This is a genomic window from Pseudoalteromonas sp. NC201 (assembly GCF_002850255.1).
GTDB lineage: Bacteria > Pseudomonadota > Gammaproteobacteria > Enterobacterales > Alteromonadaceae > Pseudoalteromonas.
Window position 1 is genome coordinate 3,944,356 of the sequence record NZ_CP022522.1, and the last position, 19,978, is coordinate 3,964,333.

Consider the following 19,978-nt stretch of genomic DNA (forward strand, 5'->3'; position numbering starts at 1 on the left):
CCTCTTAAGACGTTATTAAATGTACCTCAATTCCGGCGGCAACCAATTGCTGATGAACATCAGCTGGAATACCACTGTCCGTAACCAAAACGTCAATTTCTTCGCAGGCGATAATACGGTGTACACCTTTACGATCGAATTTACTGGAGTCCGTCACCACTATGACTTGCTTTGCAACCTTACACATCTCGCGGTTAAGCGCAGCTTCCGGTTCAAAGTGTGTTGTTACACCAACATCAACGGAGAACCCATCAACACCGAGCACCAGACGGTCAAAGTGATATTGCTTTAGCTGATCTTCTGCATGGCTGCCATAAAACGACAGCGACTTTTTACGCAGTGAGCCTCCAGTCATCAACACTTCAACGCCATCGGCTGCAACGAGCGCTTGCGCCACGTTAAGACCATTGGTCATCACCACTAGCTGTTGATGCTCGGTAAGTTGCTTCGCAACCTCTTCAGTGGTGGTTCCAGAGTCCAGAATTATAGACTCATCATTGCCTATAAGGCCCGCCACCAACTTTGCAAGCTCGACTTTCACTTGGTGATGATGATCGTGCTTTTCCGTTATGGTGAGCTCTTTGGTTAACCTAGAACTCGCAACGGCACCACCATGAGAGCGAACCAACAAACCTTTTTCATGCAGGGCATTGAGATCATTTCTGATCGTCACGGTTGATACACCAAATTGTTCTGCCAGCTCAGATACTTCTACTCGTTCCGTTTGACCAACGAGTTGAACGATTTCGTGGCGTCTTTCGATGGTGTTCAGCATGACACCTCCTTTCGTTTTGGTTAAATTTAGTCTACACAGCTTTCATTTGCTTTCAATTTATTTTTTTAACTTTAAACAAAAACAAACACAACCACCTGTTTCATAAGGATTTAAAGTTAAATTAGAAACACATCGAAAACAAAACGAAAGAATGTGAAAGATATTTTTCTTGCGTTCAAAATAAAACTGCCGTAATAATAACCAAAAAATAACATTTCGTTTTTAACAACAAGAGTGAACAACTAAGAGGTTATTATGGGTGATCTAAACCGCCGGCGATTTCTTCAATCAATGGCTGCTATCGCAGCAACAAGCGCAGTGGTTGGCTGCGCGAGTAACAATAATAAGACGCCGCTTACACCAAAGCCACAAGGAAATTCAGTTCAAGGTCTAGTCGTACCGAAACTGGATGTCGTGCGAGTGGGCTTTATTGGTGTAGGTCAACGTGGTGTTGGCGCGGTAAAGCACTTTTGCCATCTTGACGGTGTCGAGATCAAGGCCATCTGCGATACGCACCAAGCAGTCGTCGATAGAGCCGTTAAAATTGTTGTCGACAAGGGTTTACCAAAACCTGCGACTTACGGCAAGAGTGATATGGACTATCGCCGCATGTTGGCGCGCGATGACATTGATATTGTGATCATCTCTACGCCTTGGAAATGGCATACGCCTATGGCGGTAGACACAATGGAAAGTGGCAAACACGCTTTGGTCGAAGTGCCAGCAGCAGTAACCATAGAAGAAGCGTGGCAATTGGTAAATACCGCAGAGCGCACGCAAAAGAACTGCATGATGTTGGAAAACGTTTGCTATGGTCGCGACGAGCTGATGGTATTAAACATGGTTCGCCAAGGGCTATTCGGTGAGTTACTGCACGGTGAAGCAGCTTATATCCATGAACTTCGTTGGCAAATGAAAGAAATTGAGCATAAAACTGGCTCATGGCGCACACATTGGCATACCAAACGTAACGGTAACCTCTACCCAACCCATGGTCTAGGCCCGGTTTCTCAATATATGAATATCAACCGTGGCGATCGCTTCGACTATATCTCCTCCATGAGTTCACCAGCGCTTGGTCGTGCAGCCTATGCTAAACGTGAATTTCCAGCAAATCATGAACGAAACCAACTTAACTATATTGCTGGAGATATGAACACCAGCATCATTAAAACCATCAAAGGTCGTTCGATTATGGTACAGCACGATACCACTACCCCACGCCCTTACTCCCGCCATAATTTAATTCAAGGTACTAACGGCGTATTTGCAGGATTCCCCAACCGCATCGCGCTTGAAAATGGCGGGAGTAAGAGCTTTCACGAGTGGGATTACGACATGAATGATTGGTACGGTAAATATGACCATCCACTTTGGCAAAAAATGGGAGCTGAAGCAGAGCGCAACGGCGGCCATGGTGGCATGGATTTCTTAATGTTCTGGCGCATTATTTACTGCCTTCGTAATGGCGAGCCGCTAGATCAGGATGTTTACGACGCAGCTGCTTGGTCAGCGGTCTTCCCTCTTTCAATGGACTCAGTTGCAGACAGAAGTAATAGCAAGGACTTCCCGGATTTCACCAGGGGCACATGGCGCACTGCAGCACCACTAGGCATTGTCACATAACTAACCAGAGGTTAAATACGCTATCTATAGCAAGTACTAACAATGCCTGAATAAGCGCCCGTAAAGCGGGCGCAATAATAACAACACTCAACAGGACAACAAGATGAAACACACTCTAAAACTGTGTGCTGTGGGATTGGCCGTGAGCTGTGCCCTGTCCCAATACGCGCACGCACAGGAAACAGAACAAAACAGCGGATCTGACGAGCAAGATAAAGCCAAGCAACAAGTAGAGAAAATTGAAGTACGCGGCGTACGTTCCAGTATCAAAGAGTCACTCTTTCTCAAGAAAAACGCAGTCGGCGTAATGGACGCCATCGTTGCCGAAGACATTGGCAAGTTCCCAGATCAAAACCTAGCTGAAGCGCTACAACGAATGACAGGTATCGCTATTACCCGTAACGCAGGTGAAGGACAAAACGTCACAGTACGGGGCCTTGGCGGGGACTTTAACGTTACCACCATCAATGGTCGGAGAATGGCATCTGAACACACAAGCCGTGACTTTAACTTCGATTTAATTGCGCCTGAAATGGTTCAAGCATTAGAAGTATACAAGTCACCACAAGCACAAACACAAGAAGGGGGGATTGGTTCGGTCATCAATATAAAAACCCGCCGACCGTTAGATATGGATGGCTTTACCCTCGCCGGAAGTGCCAAAGCCATTTACGAAGAACGTACCGGCGATACCAACCCTCAAGCCTCCTTCCTAATTAGTGATACCTTTTTTGACAATACCTTTGGCGCCCTATTTACCGCCGTTTATTCCGAGCGGACACAACGCGAAGACTCCTATGAAGGACAAGGGTTTTACGATCCAGAAGAAAATACTGACGTGCGAGTCCCTGTTGACAGTAACCGAAATGGCGAGCTAGATGAGGGCGAGAAAGTACACCCATCAATGATCCCAGGATATGTACGCTACTCGAACTGGCAAGATAAACGTGAGCGTATTGGTGCAAGCCTCGCCTTACAATGGCGTCCAACGAATGATATTGATGTCACCTTTGATAGCTTATACTCAAGCTACAAAACCGACGGTGAAAAATATCAAATCTCTTTCGTCACCTATGATGAGCCTTGGACGCCGGGGATCCCAGCAGTAGGTGAGTTAAAATTTAATGAAGATGGCAACGTCAACTACATTGAGTTAGTCGATGGTGCAATGGCTGAGCTACTGAACGTCTCTGAACCTCGCAATACCGACACTTGGCAGGCCGGTCTTAACTTCAAGTGGTATGCTACCAGCGACCTAACGCTTGAATTTGACGTGTCTAAGTCCCGTGCTGAGCGGATCAATGATGGCGACAACCGCTACATCGTGGCGCGTGGCTTTGTTGATACTATCACCATAGATCAAACAGGCGACAATCTCCTGCCAGATGTGACCATGTCACCAGCACTTAATGCCGATCAACCCTTTGGTGCTCACTACAGCTACAACTATGGCACGGAAGTAATAAGTGATGTTGAAGAGTTAAGACTAGAAGGAACATTTATTCCGGAATGGGAATTTGTCAAAGACATCAAGTTTGGCTTTCATTACGGTAAGCAAACTAAAGGCAGAGACGTGAGCAAATCAAATAACCCATCAATGTTCAGTAATGGTGGAGCTTATTTTAAAAACTCAGATTACGACAGCTTTGATAACTCAAGCGTAGAAAAGCTCGGTGGCCTTAACTTATTTAGACTACCCGCAGATGTACTTGTACCCGCCAACTTTGATAACTTCCTAGATGGTGAGCCAGGCATGCACCCTGCGCCGTGGGCAAGCTTCGACTACGACAAACTCTATGCTTTTTATCAATCCATTAATGCCCAAGCCGCAGATGAAAAAATTAGAGCTTCCAAGAGCCCTAAAGATTCCTACGAGCTTTCTGAGTCAACGTTTGCACTTTATTTAGAGACCAATCTAGTCGGCGAGCTGTCGGAAATGCCTTACAACCTAAACCTAGGCGTAAGAGCAATCAAAACCGAGATCACCTCTGATGGCTACGTTTTTGATTACCCAAGTCTGGTATACAACGTAGAAGAAGACGAAGATGGCGACATTATCTATCGCATAGAAGGGGATATTGCCGATTATTACTCCGATTCTTACGTAGAAGATGACTACACTGATGTACTGCCTAGCATGAACTTTAAGTTAGAAATAACAGACTCACTGTTATTTAGAACCAGCGCGGCTAAAGTTATCACCAGACCTAGCATCGATTTTCTAACCCCATATAGCTCAATTAATTTCAGTAAGTTTGAGCTTAATCTTGCCACCCCTGGGATCAAGCCACTTAGAGCAGACCAACTTGATTTGGGACTAGAGTGGTACTTCTCTGATTATGGTGCGCTCACCTTTGCAACCTATTACAAAGACATTAAATCTGTTATCGCTCAGGGGCGTATCGGTACGATAAAAGTGGGGAAATTCTTAAAAGACGGCGTTGAAGTTGACGGTCCGGAATTTACCCAAGTATCTCCACGTTCAGAAGCAGGAGCAGAGATCAAAGGGTTCGAAATTGCTTACCAACAGTCGTTTGAGGAATTGCTACCGGCACCTTTTGATGGCCTAGGTATGCAAATCAACTATACATTTACGGATAGTAAATACGACGACCCCGAAAAAGACGAGCTACCATTCGCTGGAATGTCTGAGCATTCTTACAATGCGGTTATCTATTATGAGAAAGATGACTACCAAGCGCGTATCGCTTACAACTGGCGAGATGATTACCTGAAGTATCCAGATGCGTGGGGCGGCCCTGAATGGGCAGCAGATTATGGTCAGTTTGATTTCAGTGCCAGCTATAATCTTACTGCAAAGACACGGATTGACCTAAACGTGACCAACCTCACCAATGAGCGTCAATGGTCATACATTAAAACCCAAGAGCAAGTGAGCCACTTGAGCCGTTACGGCCGCAGTATCAGTTTAGGCATTAACACTTCTTTCTAATCAACATGGGGCAACGCGCCCCATTCAAGGAACTTAAGATGAAGAATACAATAATGACACCGATACTGCTGTGCGCCTCGCTATTTGCCTCAGCACAAGAGGCTTATATCAGCAGTTACGGCAACGCTTGGGTCAACAACGATATTGACGCCAGCAGGCAATATATAACTCAAGCTGGAATTGCCCGATGGCAAGATAAGCAGCTTAGATTTAATCACTATTTTTATGCCAATAACGTTGGCACCTATACCCTCTATTTACACCTTGAGAAACCAAGTGCACCAAGTACATTGCTAGTAACGCATAACAATAAACAAGTGACGCTTAACCTCGATAGACAAAGCCCGACTAAGGTTAAAGTCGGTGACTTTGCTGTGACACAAGTTGGCTATCAAACGGTCCAAATAGCCGGTGACACATTAGCCAAAGGGCGAAACAGTACCTTCCCCGCCATTACCGGGCTCAGTCTCGATGGCGAGGCCATGACCCCTGCACCTAACTATGTCAAAGAAGACTTTTACTGGGGTCGTCGCGGCCCTTCAGTACACCTTTCCTATACCGTACCTGACAAAAAGGACTATAACTGGTTTTACAACGAAGTGACGGTGCCATCTGGCTATGATCCACAAGGTTCGTATTTTATGGCGAATGGTTTTGGCGAAGGGTACTTTGGTATTCAGGTAAACTCACCCAGCGAGCGCCGCGTGCTGTTTTCGGTTTGGAGCCCATATCAAACGGATGATCCGAGCACGATTCCTGACAATCTTAAAATCAAATTACTCGCTAAAGGCGACGGCGTTTACGTCGGTGAATTTGGCAATGAAGGTTCTGGAGGACAAAGCTATTTACGTTATAACTGGCAGCCAGATACGACATATCGCTTTTTAGTCAATATCGAGCCCAGTACGACTTATGAAGGCCATACTGAATATCGCGGCTATTTTTATGCGCCGGAAACCGGCCAATGGAAGCTAATCGCAGCCTTTAGCCGCCCTGAAACCAACACCTATGTTGCAAGACCGCATAGCTTTTTGGAAAACTTTTTACCCGAAGCTGGACAGTTTGAGCGTAAGGCATTTTATAATCGCCAGTTTTTGCGTGACACCCAAGGTAACTGGGTTGAGTTAAATCAGGCTAAATTCACTTATGACGCCACCGCCAGAAAAGGGTCGCGTTTGGATTATCAAGGTGGTGAGGAGCAAAACCGTTTTTACTTACGTAACACCGGTTTCTTCACGGGACCCACACCTTATCTCAGCGAATTCACTCGCCCTAGCAGCAATGATGCGCCAGTGATCCCATGGCAGTCACTACAGGCACACCCTTAATTTAGATGATAGCTTCTCTCTGGTCGGCCAATGCTACCGTAGCTTTGGTCGGCTTTTACTTCTTCTATACTAACCAAAAACTCTAAATAGCGCCGAGCGGTTGAGCGGCTCACCCCCACCAATTCTCCCATTTGGGTTGCTGTAAACACCTGCTTGGGCTGACTTTGAAATGCCGTACGAATTTTTTCCAAAGTAAGTGGGTCAACGCCTTTAGGTAGTCTAGCTGTACTTTGTATGCTCGCCTGTTCACTACCAAATAAGGTGTCGACCATAGATTGCGTCACTTCATCGGCACCATCCAAACACTGCTGACGCGCCTCAAAGCGAGCGAGTGCGAGGTCGAGCCGTTCCAAGATCAGAGGTTTAACTAAAAAATCACAGACTCCCAGACGGATCGCTTTTTCTAGCGTCGCCACTTCTTTTGCTGCGGTGATCAGCATCACTTCGCTTTTACAGCCTTGCTCGCGTAGCATCTTTAAAAACTCAAGACCGTTACCATCGGGTAGATAAATATCCAATAAAATTAAGTCGGCTTGTATCGCACTCAACAGTACCGTCGCGGTAGAAACATTGTCGCTACTGGCCACCACCCGATATTGCCCTTGTCTTGCGCTACTTGGTGTTGCCGGTGTCACAAGGTATTGCGCTAATAATTGTGCCACAGCTACTTCATCTTCGATGATCACCACAGAATAAGTCATTGTTATTGCTCTTTTACTTGCTTGGGAATAAAGACCGTGATCCTTGCACCAAGTAATTCAGACTCCCCAACCTCTAAAGTTCCGTGGCAGGAATCAAGATTTGTTTTTACGAGATATAAGCCAACACCATGTTGGTCGCCGGACTTAGTACTAAACTGCGGCGTAAACGCCTCTTCGACATTACCAATCAGTCCAGTGCCGCTATCTTCAACATCAAAGATAATATCCTGAACCGTTTCATCCACTGTTACGACCACTTTGGCAGGCCGTAACTGTGCCGTCGTTCTCGCCGCTTCGATGGCATTATCGATGAGATTACCTAATATTGAAACTATTCGTTCCAACATCTCTTTTTGATGGATAGCGCACAGCGCACTGTCGGAACTCACCTCTAGTGCCATATTATGCTCTCGCGCTTTATGGTATTTACCGAGTAATAAGCCCGCGATCACTGGCTCTTGTATATAGGTGAGGAGGTTTTCAATTTGCGCTTGTGAGCCTTGGCTTTCTTGACCTATCAGCTCAATCGCTTTGTCATATTGTGCCATTTGGATAAGCGCGCCAATGGTATTTAACTTGTTTGAATAGTCGTGCGTTTGCACTCTCAACAGTTCTGCAAAAGCCTGTACTTTAGTGAGCTGCTTTGACACATACTCTAGTTCATCGGAGGGTCGCATACTCAGTAAAATACCTTCGTGTTGACCTTGCACTTGCAGCGCAAACCGCGATAACACCAAACGCTTGTCAGCAACAAATAGCTCAAAACCAACTAAAGGGCGATTGGGATTATGCAACAAGAAGTCGCTATGCTCTGGCAACAGATCGCTCAGGTGCAAACCTTGCTTACTCAAGCCGCGAGGCTTTTCGAGAATTTCGCACGCACGTTGATTCAAACGACGCACGCTGCCATCAGGGTCAAGCGCGATAATCCCCGTCCGTACGGTATTCAGTATGGCCTCTTGCTCTGCAAATAAGCGCCCGATTTCATCTGGTTGCAGGCCAAAAATGGCTTGGCGGACACGTCGACCAATCCAAATTGCGGCAATGACACTGAGCAGTAACACCGCTGCAGCTCCGATAAAAACGGCAATGCTGCGCTGCAACACCAACGACTCGACGGATTGCACTAAAAAGCCTACCGAGACTAAACCAATCACCTCACCAGCGGGAGAATACACAGGCACTTTTCCCCGAATAGACTCACCTAAACTGCCCTGTGCCGTTGAGATATAACTCTCTCCAGACAGTGCGGCTTGGCTATCCCCTCCGACCATAGTGCGACCAATTTTTTGCTCATCTGGGTGGGCGATACGTCGCGTTTCGGTGTCACCAATGACGATAAAATCTGCGCCAGTTGCCTGGCGCAGCAGCTCAACATTAGTATTGAGGCGTTGGATCTGTGAGCTATCCCTATCTGCTATGAGTGCCGTCATAACATCTTCACGAACCGCCACCGCCTTAGCCAAAGCCAAGGCTTTTTCTCCCACTTCCTGGTGTAAGCTTTGCGTAATAACCTGATACACCAGCGCGGTAAATAAGCATGCTTGGATCACACACAAGCCCACAACCCAAGTGATCAGTCGCGTTTCTAAGCGTTTTGGTCTGCGTGCTAATTTTTGTGATTGCGACACACGTATTTCCTCACTGCTGGGTTACTGCGCAACTTTTCGTTGCTGGAAGTACTCTTTTAATGGGATCAACAACACTAACATGGCAAGCGCAAATATGCCTAAAGTTAGTGGCCTCTCCCAAATAAAGCTAATAGAGCCATCCGAAATCATCATGGCGCGGCGGTAATTGCGTTCGATCATATCGCCGAGAATAAACCCAAGGAGCAAAGGTGCCATCGGGAAACTCAATAATCTCAGCACCACCGCCACCAAGGCAAAACCTACCATCATAAACAAATCAAAGGTATTAAATGACACCAGATACACGCCAATCAAGCTAAAGAATAAAATCATCACCGTGAGAACTGAGCGTGGCAGAGTCAAAGCCTTTGCAAAATAAGGGATCAGTGGCAAATTTAAAATCAGCAGCACAATGTTGCCAAAATACATGCTTACGATTACCGACCAAAACACCGTAGGATTGTCCTGCATTAACGTAGGACCCGGCTGAATACCATAGGCAATCAGCGCCCCTAACATAATCGCAGTGGTGCCAGACCCCGGGATCCCAAGCGTTAACAAGGGTACAAACGACCCAGTACAAGCAGCATTGTTTGCCGACTCAGGTGCCGCTAAGCCGCGGATTTCACCACGCCCAAAACGCTCACGAATGGCTTTTGGTGCCAAATTTCGCTCTGTCGCATAAGCCATAAAACTCGCAATCGTTGCGCCAGCCCCCGGCAATACGCCAATGATAAATCCTAAAATCGAAGAGCGCCCCACAACTGGCGCCATTTCTTTCACTTCAGCGCCAGATAATTTTGTTGAGCCAATAACGGGGGTGTCATCATCATTCGAACCTTGATTAGCTTTTTCTGGACGGATCACGTTGATCAGCGCTTCAGACAATGCAAAGGTTGCCATTGCGACCAACAAAAAGCTTACGCCGTCTAGCAAGTCTGCCTGACCAAAGGTAAAACGCTCAGTTCCAGATGAAGGGTCTATTCCCACCGTCGACAATATCAAGCCAAATACAGTCATCATCATGGCTTTTAAAAATTGCCCTTTTGCAGAAAAAGCAGCAATCGCAGTCAAGCCCAAAAACATCAACATCACATAGTCTGGAGACTGAAAGCTTAAGCTCACTTTTGCAAGTAGTGGTGCGGCTATCATGAGCATCAACGCACCAATCGTTCCCCCAGTAAATGAAGCATAAGCGGCAACAGCTAAAGCCTTACCCGCATGTCCTTGTTTTGCCATTGGATAGCCGTCAAATGACGATGCCACAGTACCAGCTACACCGGGAGCGTTAATCAAAATAGAGGAAGTCGAGCCACCAAAAATAGCGCCGTAATATACGCCCGCCATTAAGATCATACCGGAGTCGGCACCGATGTTGTAAGTGATAGGGATCATCAACGCAATCGCCGTGATTGGCCCTAAGCCGGGCAACATGCCGATAAAAGTACCGACAAAGCAGCCAACAATTACGTACAGTAAGTTTTGCCACATAAAGGCCGTGGACAGGCCAACTAAAATACCGTCTAACATGGCTTAACTCCAAAACTCACCGGGAACCAAATAGATCCCCAGTAGCTGCGTCATAATGGCCCAAAACACGATAACCACAGGCACTGACGCCAATAACAAAATTTGCTTACGTCGCTCACCCATAATTAAAAAGCCACAGCCTAAAAACAAAATGGTCGAAACAATAAACCCGAGTTTTTCAAGCACACTGCTGTAGATAAGCATCAATACAATCAGTGCTGCACATTGGGCTATGGTTGCCTTGGAGGTAGTCTCTGCTTTTTCACGTGTATCAGGTGCAGGGACGCCTTTAAACAGTGTTGCGGCAATCGACAAAAGACAAACAACAATGCCAATCAGCGCGTATACCTTAGGCAAAGTTGCTGAGTTTACCGCCTCGTACTCTTCAAAAGGCATAATCGGGATTTGCCAAGCAGATACCGCATAGAGTGAAAACAGAATTAAAAACAGCACTGGGCCTAACAATTCTCGGTTTAACATAGTGAATTACCCACTTTTAGGTGATGCAGTAACCTCACTGCAACCACCTATTTAATTTAATCAGCGTCTAACGAAACCCAATTCTTCCATCACCACTTTCAGCTGTGCTTCTTGTGCCTCTAGCGCCTCAATAAACTCGTGCTGTGGCTTAAATAGATTCAACCAACCGTTGCGTGCGCGTACCGCTTCCCACTCTTTGCTTTGCACCAGTTTTTGTAATCTCACGGTATATTCGTCGAGTTTTGCTTGAGGGAGATCCGGAGCCGCAAAAAAACCACGCCAGTTAACAAATTCCATGTCATAGCCTAAAGACTTCAGGGTTGGGATCTCTGGATAGTCCGCGATAGGCTCTGGCGCAGTAACAGCAAGAATGCGCGCCTGACCACTTTTTGCCATGTCGAGCGCTTCACTTAATCCGGTCGAGAGCATCTTCACTTCGCCAGACAATAAACCGGCCTTAGCTTTGCCACCGGCATCGTAAGGAATGTAACGCAGCTTACGACCATCAACGCCTGCTGCTTTTACAGCTTGTGCTGCAACGAGATGATCCATACTGCCGCGAGCAGAACCACCCGCAACGGTCACAGAGCTCGGGTTTACTTCTAGACGAGCAATCACCTCCTGCCAGCTCTTAAAAGGCGAATCATCACGCACCACGAATGCACCATAATCGGCAATTACGCTGGCAACGGGCGTTAAATCACGATAACTGTAGGGGATCTTACCCGACAATGCGCGCAGCACGATTGGCGTTGAATTAACCATCAACATATCGCCTTTTTTATTGCCCGATTCAATCAAATAAGCAATAGCACGGCCGCCACCACCGCCTGACATATTCTGAAACGATGCATTGGACTCAAGCCCTGATTTCACTAACGCCTCGCCCACAGCTCGAGCCGTGGTATCCCAGCCACCACCTGGACCACCGGGAATTAAAAAGTGGGTATCCGCTAATACCTGAGTAGACATCATTGCTACACCAGCCATTGCTAACTTGAGATGCTTTAATGCAAACTTCATAACCTGCTCCCGTTAAAATAGATACTGCAAGCGTGCAGCAAAACCAAATCCTGAATCTTCGTCACCAACCAACGCAGTACTTCCAGCGCCTGAAACGTCCACATAGACAAGGTTAGCCATGAACTTTAAGCTGCTGGAGTGGTAATAGGTGCCGCCCAGTGTGTAGGCGTCGACTTGCGTGCCTTGGTTGGCGTTTTCAGCATCCATGCTGGAAATACGTGCAACCAACTCCCACGCATTTTTTACCTCTTTAGGTTGCTTAAATACCGCAGAGCCTGCGGAATATTGTTTGTGTTCACCGGTCAGGAAATAGCTCAAAGACAAGTGATAACCCGAAATATCTCCCCCATCTAATGCAGAAGTAGGGTCTAGGGTATCTAAGTTGCGTGTGGCATATTCGGCCTCAAGCATAAAGGCGTTATGTTGATAAGCGAGTTCTAACCCGGCTTGTGACATGCTATCAAGGGCAACTACATCACCGCCTGCAGCATAATCCACGAGGCGCACTTTGGCTTCGCGTACTTCACCGCGAGCAAGGCGATTACCCAGCGTTGCACCGCCCATATCACGGTACGAACCCCAACCACCTAAATGCAGGGTTTTACCGGGAGTGTGTTGCGACCAAGTCAAACGCCCCGAATAGGCAAGTGCCAGACGGTCATCTTGGTCACGCCCAGATGCACCAAATGCGTCGTTTTTATATACCCCTAACGCATAGCGAAAACCGGAATCTTTAAAATATTGATAAGCTGATGCGCCCCACCGAAAGTAAGGAGAAAACGTATCAGCGATGGAACTGCGCTCTATGGTATTGATGTGTTTGCTGCTAGTGAGCGCATTCAGGGTGATATCTTCTCTTAATTTACCAAACTGAAAGCGCGGGCCGTTGTTCCAACCGGTATAGCGCACTCTTACTGTGACTATCTCGGCATCGCCTTCGGCAAAATCGAGTAGTAACTTGTGTTCCCAGTCGCCTTGCTCACTCTCTACATAGGTGCGGATCCGACGCGGAAAAAAGTCGCTGGCGGCATTACCCTTATTATCGGCGCTGTATGCACCACTAAAATGGTTAAAATCGAGTTGTACACGCCCACCAAACTCAAGGTTCAGTGATTTATTGGACTGTAATTCCTTTAATTGCGCTTCTAGCTTTGCAACCTTGCTGGCGAGTGCTTCATCTTGTTGTGCCAAAACGGGGCAAGCAGTTACTGCAATTAATGACATTGCTGCAACTGGCTTCATTATTGTTGTTCTCATTGCTCTGTACTCATTTGTCTTAAACGTATTGTGACTAGCGACTACAACCTGCTATCAAGTACGAGCTTATTGTTAACCCTCAATTAACCATAGATTGCGGAAATAAGTTGATTAAGTTGAGTAAAACGCGTTTTGTGCATAAAAATCATGAGCAATATGCACAAAACCCAAAGTAGTGTGGAAATAAATAACGAGTGAAGCGAAAGTATGACTGCTGCGTTAATCAAAATATCTAAGATGTGGATGATGAATTAACCGAGCTTTTCTCTGAGGCTCTGGAAACGGTGAGCCTAAAAAGCTCAATATAGAATAATACTTTGCCCCCTAGAATAAGCAGAAATAAGACACACAACACACCAAAAACCATCACATTAATAAAACAATACACTCAATAAATTTAAATTTGGTGTAATTCCAACCACTTAGATCTAAATAAGAATTATTTTCAAAAAGATCGTTGACAGCCCTTCAAATCTAATTGATAATCACTATCAACAAGGCGAGAGTGACGGCTCAACTTGTTATCACAATAGTTTCTTGACCCGAAACAAGGCTGGTATCCACAACTACCAAGGACGTTAGCAGGCACTTGCATTGCTCCTCGTATTTAGACGCTAACTCCACTTTTTACTTGCTACATTGCTCATATCGGTGACGGTAGATATGAAATCAAAAAGCCCTGCTCAGGGCTTTTTTTATGCCCAAAATTTATTTTCACTTCGGTATTTCCTAGAAAAACAGCCACACTAATATTAATGAGAATTATTTTCAAAAAAGTATTGACTCATTGTTAAATCTAACTGATAATCACTATCAACAAGACGGCAACGTGTTGTTTCGCCAACTCAGTTAGTAAGGTTGATAGTTGTAAAGCCCTGTCTACCTGATGTACTCACTACCTTGAGATTGGCATTAGTACTCTAGTTTGTTTCTCGACCCTGAAACACGGCTGGCCAACGTTAATGGCTTGAATGAACTTAACTCAGTCGCCCCTAAACCTGACTAAGTTTATTCTCACAATTTACTTGCTACATTGCTCATATCGGTGACGGTAGATATGAACGTAAAAAGCCCTGCTCAGGGCTTTTTTTATGCCCAAAATTTATACCAATTGAATTAATTCTCTAATCAATTTGAAGGGTGAAATAGCATATTAGCTTCGTTAAAAATTTCTCATTTAGAACAACTAAATAGCAAAATTTTTGCCTTGCTACTAAAGCTATTTCCCTGCTTCAAGATAGATCATTTACTTAATACAACTGGTATTATATCTATTTTCAGCACTTACCGAAAAACAGCTATACAAATATTAATGAGAATTATTTTCAAAAAGGTATTGACCTAACGGCTAATCTAATTGATAATCAATATCAACAAGAGGACATACTCTTGCTGATTCGACCCTGAATCGTGTTGTCGGTGATGTGCTACAACGCCCCTTGATGTGTATCACTGGCAACCACTTTTTACTTGCTACATTGCTCATATCGGTGACGGTAGATATGAATCAAAAAGCCCTGCTCAGGGCTTTTTTTATGCCTACATTTTCTATCAGCGTTTGTTCAGCTGTAATGTCGTGTAATCGTTTTCTTTTACTAGAATCCGTATCATTCTATTTTTCCAAAAATAACAATAATATGAACGCTCGACGCTACCGTTATAACATGTTGTTAAGCCTGCTGCTGCTGGTAGGGTTTATTTTCACCAGCTGGATAAGTATCGAGCATGCTAAACAATCGTTGTATAAAGGGGTGAGCGATGATGCTCTGCCACTCACCAGCCATCTGATTGATTTAGATATACAAAAACGGCTTCAAGCTCCAATTATTGTTTCTCAGCAAATGGCAAATAACGTCTTTATTAAACGTTGGCTAACGTCTTCACAGCAAGACCCTGCGCTTATTTTCACCTACTTAGAAGATACTCGAGTATTACATCACGCAAAAACGAGCTTTTTAGTGGATGACAAGAACCTCACTTATTACCACTTTGATGGTAACACCCAGCAGTTAGACATCCGTGCCAAACAAAATGATTGGTACCGAGAAAGCCTGCATAGCGATGCTGACTATGCGCTCAATGTTGATATAGACCCAAGAGATAACAACGAAGCCATTGTTTACGTCAATCATAAAATAAGGCAAAACAACGATGTAATTGGCGTTGTTGGGGTTGGCATCTTATTGGCTGATTTACATAATTTAATCGAACAATACGAAGCCAGCTACGCACGCAAACTGTACTTTATTGACCACAAAGGCAGGCTATTATTTTTTAACGATCAGACCCTATCTGGCACCAGTATTCATGATCGTTTTCCAACCCAAGCAACGGCGCTGCTCAATCAATCCGAATATCAATTTCGGTTGGAAACTGACGACCATGCCGAGTTTGTTCATTCGCGCTATTTGGACTCTATAGGCTGGTATTTAATTGTTGAACAAACAATAGATAAATCAAGTGGAATAAGCGACATACTCACAACCAATTTATGGGTAGGGAGCCTAGTCACCCTATTAATATTAGCCGTAGCGCAGTTGACGTTTAATCACTATCAAAAACGCTTAGAAAAAATGGCGAAGTACGACAAACTCACCGATACCTTTAATCGCCAAGCCTTTGAGCCACAGCTTCAGCACCATTTAGCGAAAGCGCGTACCCAATCAACCCCAGTAGTGATGCTGATGATGGACATTGACCACTTCAAACAAGTGAACGACCAACATGGCCATGTGGTAGGCGACAGAGTGCTGCAATGCTTCTCGAACGTATGTAAACGCCAGATAGAAAACAACGGTTTGTTGTGTCGCTGGGGAGGTGAAGAATTTATGGTATTGCTACCCAAAGCGACGTTAGAACAAGGAATTGCGATTGCTGAGAAGATCCATGTTGCTCTAGAGCAGGCGGAATGTGAGGTCAAAGTGACTGTCAGTATTGGCGTTGCACAATACCATATTGATGAATCAGAAGATGGTTTTATAAAGCGCGCCGATGCCGCGCTCTATCGTGCCAAACAAGGCCGGAATCAAACCAAATTCGCTGCTTAGCGGCGATTCTTACGCGCTCTTGCGCGGCGCTGACGTTTTTCATCTTCACGCGCAGCCTTTTTGGCCTCAGCTTGTGCTCGTAACTCAGCAACCATTTCTTCTTCCGACTCTCGCATTTCCGGCGTTTCCATCGTGATCTGCCCGATAACAGCATCGCGCAGTTCGTTGATTAAAATCTCCGACATCTTATGCGTATCGACCTGATTGCCGCCCTTTACACAACCACGCTTGCGGCCAGCCATCTCGATAAATGTCCAGTCACAGTCCGGTAATTCGTCGAGCTTGTAACGTGCTTTTAAAAGCTCTGGATATGCACCTAGCAGATATTCAGCGGTGTAACTCGCCACTTCTTCATAATTGATAGCAGTATCGCGAATAGCACCCGTTGCCGCCAAACGATAGCCCGAGTTTTCGTTCTCAACCTTTGGCCACAACATACCCGGCGTATCGTAAAGCATAATGCCGTCTTCAAGCTTAATACGCTGTTGCGCTTTAGTTACCGCTGGTTCATTACCTGTTTTTGCAACAATTCTGCCAGCAAGTGTATTGATAAGTGTCGATTTACCCACATTTGGAATACCCATGATCATGGCTTTTAGCTGCTTATCTTGACCCACTTTATGAGGTGCAAGCTTTTTGCAAAGCGCATTAATACGCTGTACTTCATTCGCCTTATCATGACCAAACGCCAGCGCTTTTACACCGCTCTCACGTTCAAAATACTCCATCCACTGCTTGGTCAGTTCAGGATCGGCAAGGTCCGCTTTATTCATGATTTTGATAACAGGCTTGTCACCACGTAACTGCCCTACCATCGGGTTTTCGCTACTGTATGGAATACGAGCATCCAGCACTTCAATAATGACATCCATCTGCGGCATGATCTCTTTGATCTCATTGCGCGCTTTATTCATATGCCCTGGGAACCACTGTATTGCCATTATAACCACCTGTATTAATTAACTTTAAAAGCTCATATGTTGAACACCTTGCCAAGCTCACACCTACCATCGCGCCATTCGTACGAAGCAAGAGATAAGTAAAGGATACAACATAGGGTACTAAACGCTTTTAATACAGCAGCAGTACCTCATCACTAAGTTGGTTATTCTACTATAAATTGACAGGATTGGGTTAATGGCTATGAATTCTGTTTAATTCACGTATCACTCTCAAAATACTTATCTATGTATCGCTGCTATGAGTAAAGTCAGCCCGTCCTCCTGACCGGGTTTTGGCGCCCATCAATCACACCCAGAAAGTATAACTTCTCGGCGGGTGCCTCCCACAAACCTATTTGCACTGCGAATTAGGAGGCTATGCTGATAGTTTTTGTAACCCTTGCAAACAGCTTCATTGCTGATGGCTTTGTGAACAGCTAACAGGCGACTTATTCCCCCTCCATCAAACCTTTCATGGGTGGCAACTGTCTACCCGAGAATATTGGAAAAGTGGACTTCATCAAACATCTACACTTAATTGCAGATATGGGAGATATGGAAATCACTGATATGACCAGCTTGGTTTCTAAAGCAATAAAATAACAATTAAATTGAACTCGGAACATAGAGTTAGCTTACAGACAGATTCACGAGGCATTTTGTTAGACGTTAGCAGCGCAGTGGAGAATATACTCGCCTTGAATAATCCACTCAAAAGTTGAGTGGATTATTCAAACTCAAGAACTCACAACGTAAACTTAGACAGTAGCGCTTCTTGTTCATGGGCGTTTTTAGCGAGTTCTTCGCTGGCGCTGTATTGTTTGTCGGAAAAGCTGCCGACTTCGACACTAATATCGTTGATATGTATTGTATTTTTATTGATTTCTTCAATCACCACACTTTGCTCTTCTATGGCCGTTGCGATTTGAATATTGCGATCCATAAGCTCTTTTACTGCCTCTGAGATTTCTTCTAGCATATGTGTCGCTTGCTCGGTTTGTGACACACATTGCTGGGTTTTATCTCGGCTACTTCCCATAGATTGCTGAACTTGAATGGACGAGGCTTGGATCTGGTCGATCATGGACTTAATTTCGGTGGTGGATTCCTGTGTTTTTGATGCTAGAGAACGCACTTCATCGGCCACAACCGCAAAACCACGACCTTGCTCTCCGGCACGTGCGGCTTCAATTGCAGCATTAAGTGCCAGTAGATTGGTTTGTTCTGCAATGCCATTGATGACCGAAAGAATATTCTCAATATTTTGGCTGTATTCTGCAAGTTGCGTACTCAACTCGTACGATGCAGTAATATCGTCAGCCAAAGCATTAATTTGGCTTCGCGCTTTAAAGAATATTTCTTGCCCTTCGGAGGTCTTTTCATTTACAGAGGTGATAGAGCTTGCGGCTTGCTGCGCGTTACCTGCGATTTCGGTCGAGGTAGTACTCATTTCATTCATCGCGGTAGCGAGGTTTTCAATTAGGCTAACTTGTTGATCAAGTTTCTGTGAAGAATGCGTCGACAGCTCTTTGGCGGCATCACTGCTTATCACCACGTCGTCTGCACGTTCTTTTACATTACTTACTAACCCATGCAAAAAGCCCAAGAACAAATTAAATTGTCGCGCTACCGTGCCGCACTCATCTTCGTTAACAATTTTTAAGCGCTGAGTTAAGTCACCGCCCCCACTTGCCATGCCGGTGATTGCAGATTCCAAATCCCGTAATGGTTGGAGTAAGTGAATTGCTAACGTCCGTACGCAGAATACTCCAATAGCCACGGCTAAAATAGCAATGATCAGGGAGTTTATTGTAATTTCAGTCAGTGTTTTGTAGGCTTTTGATTTATCGATTAATACCGCCAAATACCAGTCCGTACCAAAGGTGTTATCAAGCGAATGTAAGTAAAACAACCTTTTGCCTTCTTTGGTATCCACTTCTTGCAACTTATCTACGCTATCTAAGCGTAAAGCTGGATATACCTGTTGCAATTTTTTGCCGTTAAATTCGGCATGTTGATGAGAAATTACATTACCAGACTTGTCGACCAAAAAGGCATAGCCAGTGTTATCAAAGTTAACCTGATTGACACTATTAGCGATGGTTTTTAGGCTTAAATCTCCCCCAATTACCCCTTTAAAATTACCGTTCACTACAATGGGAGATACCACCGACAGCAATAATTCACCTGTCGCCGCGTCCGTATATGGACTGGTATAAACGGTTTTATTTTGGTTTTTACCAAGCTGATACCAAGCTCGCTCTCTAAAATCGACGCCTGGAGGATTTTTGCGAGCGGGGTTGTTCGACCTGAGCCCTTCCTCATTAGCCAAAGTACCAAAAGCCAGCAGAAACTCCTTTTTAAACACTGGTGTATTCAGTGCTTGTTGAAAGTTATCATCGCTAAAGTTTTGCTCTAACTGACTTTTTATCACATTAATTTGCGTTGCTTTACCAGCCAGCCAATTCTCTATGCTCACAGCCAGCAATTGCGTGCTATCTGTTACATAGGCATGGGTTTTGGTTTTCACCGAATCGCTAACAAACCAGTAAGTAGAAAGCGTCGTCGTCGTGATGATCAATAAGATCACTATGGCAGAAGTCACAGAGAACTTAGTGCGGATCTTCATATTCAACAGCCTGAATAAAAAGTGCTCGAATATCAAAAGTGTTGTCTATAATTCGAT

At 45.1% G+C, this 19,978-nt stretch carries 13 protein-coding genes; 4 read left to right on the forward strand and 9 right to left on the reverse strand.

The features are described from left to right. Nucleotides 1-4 precede the first annotated feature (4 nt). On the reverse strand, nt 5-775 hold the full coding sequence (gene agaR, locus PNC201_RS17285) for a transcriptional repressor AgaR (protein WP_102057735.1): 771 nt from the start codon (nt 773-775) through the stop codon (nt 5-7). Between the two features lie 255 nt (nt 776-1,030). Here agaR and PNC201_RS17290 point away from each other — a divergent pair, with 255 nt between their 5' ends. The 3 genes from PNC201_RS17290 (at nt 1,031) to PNC201_RS17300 (ending at nt 6,682) form a co-directional block, all read left to right on the forward strand. Next, nucleotides 1,031-2,401, forward strand: a complete 1,371-nt coding sequence (locus PNC201_RS17290) for a Gfo/Idh/MocA family oxidoreductase (RefSeq protein WP_010606892.1) — start codon at nt 1,031-1,033, stop codon at nt 2,399-2,401. Between the two features lie 103 nt (nt 2,402-2,504). Next, nucleotides 2,505-5,354: a TonB-dependent receptor gene (locus tag PNC201_RS17295; protein WP_102057736.1), complete on the forward strand. Its 2,850-nt coding sequence runs from the start codon at nt 2,505-2,507 to the stop codon at nt 5,352-5,354. 38 nt (nt 5,355-5,392) lie between these two features. Then, nucleotides 5,393-6,682 carry a DUF3472 domain-containing protein gene (locus PNC201_RS17300; protein ID WP_102057737.1) on the forward strand — a complete coding sequence of 430 codons (1,290 nt, stop codon included), beginning with the start codon at nt 5,393-5,395 and terminating at the stop codon, nt 6,680-6,682. Here PNC201_RS17300 and PNC201_RS17305 read toward each other — a convergent pair. From PNC201_RS17305 to PNC201_RS17330, 6 genes are read right to left on the reverse strand one after another with little or no spacing between them, the layout of a single operon-like run. Next, complete coding sequence (locus PNC201_RS17305; RefSeq protein WP_102057738.1) at nt 6,679-7,383, reverse strand: response regulator; 705 nt, start codon at nt 7,381-7,383, stop codon at nt 6,679-6,681. The genes PNC201_RS17300 and PNC201_RS17305 overlap by 4 nt on opposite strands. A gap of 2 nt (nt 7,384-7,385) precedes the next feature. After that, nucleotides 7,386-9,014, reverse strand: a complete 1,629-nt coding sequence (locus PNC201_RS17310) for an ATP-binding protein (RefSeq protein ID WP_102057739.1) — start codon at nt 9,012-9,014, stop codon at nt 7,386-7,388. 21 nt (nt 9,015-9,035) lie between these two features. After that, the gene (locus PNC201_RS17315; RefSeq protein ID WP_102057740.1) at nt 9,036-10,544 is read right to left on the reverse strand and encodes a tripartite tricarboxylate transporter permease; all 1,509 of its coding nucleotides are present in this window, start codon (nt 10,542-10,544) and stop codon (nt 9,036-9,038) included. A gap of 3 nt (nt 10,545-10,547) precedes the next feature. Further along, complete coding sequence (locus PNC201_RS17320) at nt 10,548-11,024, reverse strand: tripartite tricarboxylate transporter TctB family protein (RefSeq protein ID WP_102057741.1); 477 nt, start codon at nt 11,022-11,024, stop codon at nt 10,548-10,550. 60 nt (nt 11,025-11,084) lie between these two features. Beyond that, nucleotides 11,085-12,047, reverse strand: a complete 963-nt coding sequence (locus tag PNC201_RS17325; protein ID WP_102057742.1) for a Bug family tripartite tricarboxylate transporter substrate binding protein — start codon at nt 12,045-12,047, stop codon at nt 11,085-11,087. A 12-nt stretch (nt 12,048-12,059) separates the two neighbouring features. Then, the gene (locus PNC201_RS17330) at nt 12,060-13,289 is read right to left on the reverse strand and encodes an OprO/OprP family phosphate-selective porin (RefSeq protein WP_102057743.1); all 1,230 of its coding nucleotides are present in this window, start codon (nt 13,287-13,289) and stop codon (nt 12,060-12,062) included. A gap of 1,652 nt (nt 13,290-14,941) precedes the next feature. Here PNC201_RS17330 and PNC201_RS17335 point away from each other — a divergent pair. Continuing rightward, nucleotides 14,942-16,351, forward strand: a complete 1,410-nt coding sequence (locus tag PNC201_RS17335) for a sensor domain-containing diguanylate cyclase (RefSeq protein ID WP_102057744.1) — start codon at nt 14,942-14,944, stop codon at nt 16,349-16,351. Here PNC201_RS17335 and ylqF read toward each other — a convergent pair. Beyond that, entirely contained in the window at nt 16,348-17,292 is a 945-nt protein-coding gene (ylqF, locus tag PNC201_RS17340) for a ribosome biogenesis GTPase YlqF (RefSeq protein WP_039493363.1), read from the reverse strand. The genes PNC201_RS17335 and ylqF overlap by 4 nt on opposite strands. A 745-nt stretch (nt 17,293-18,037) precedes the next feature. Next, nucleotides 18,038-19,921: a methyl-accepting chemotaxis protein gene (locus PNC201_RS17345; protein WP_102057745.1), complete on the reverse strand. Its 1,884-nt coding sequence runs from the start codon at nt 19,919-19,921 to the stop codon at nt 18,038-18,040. Nucleotides 19,922-19,978: the final 57 nt, after the last annotated feature.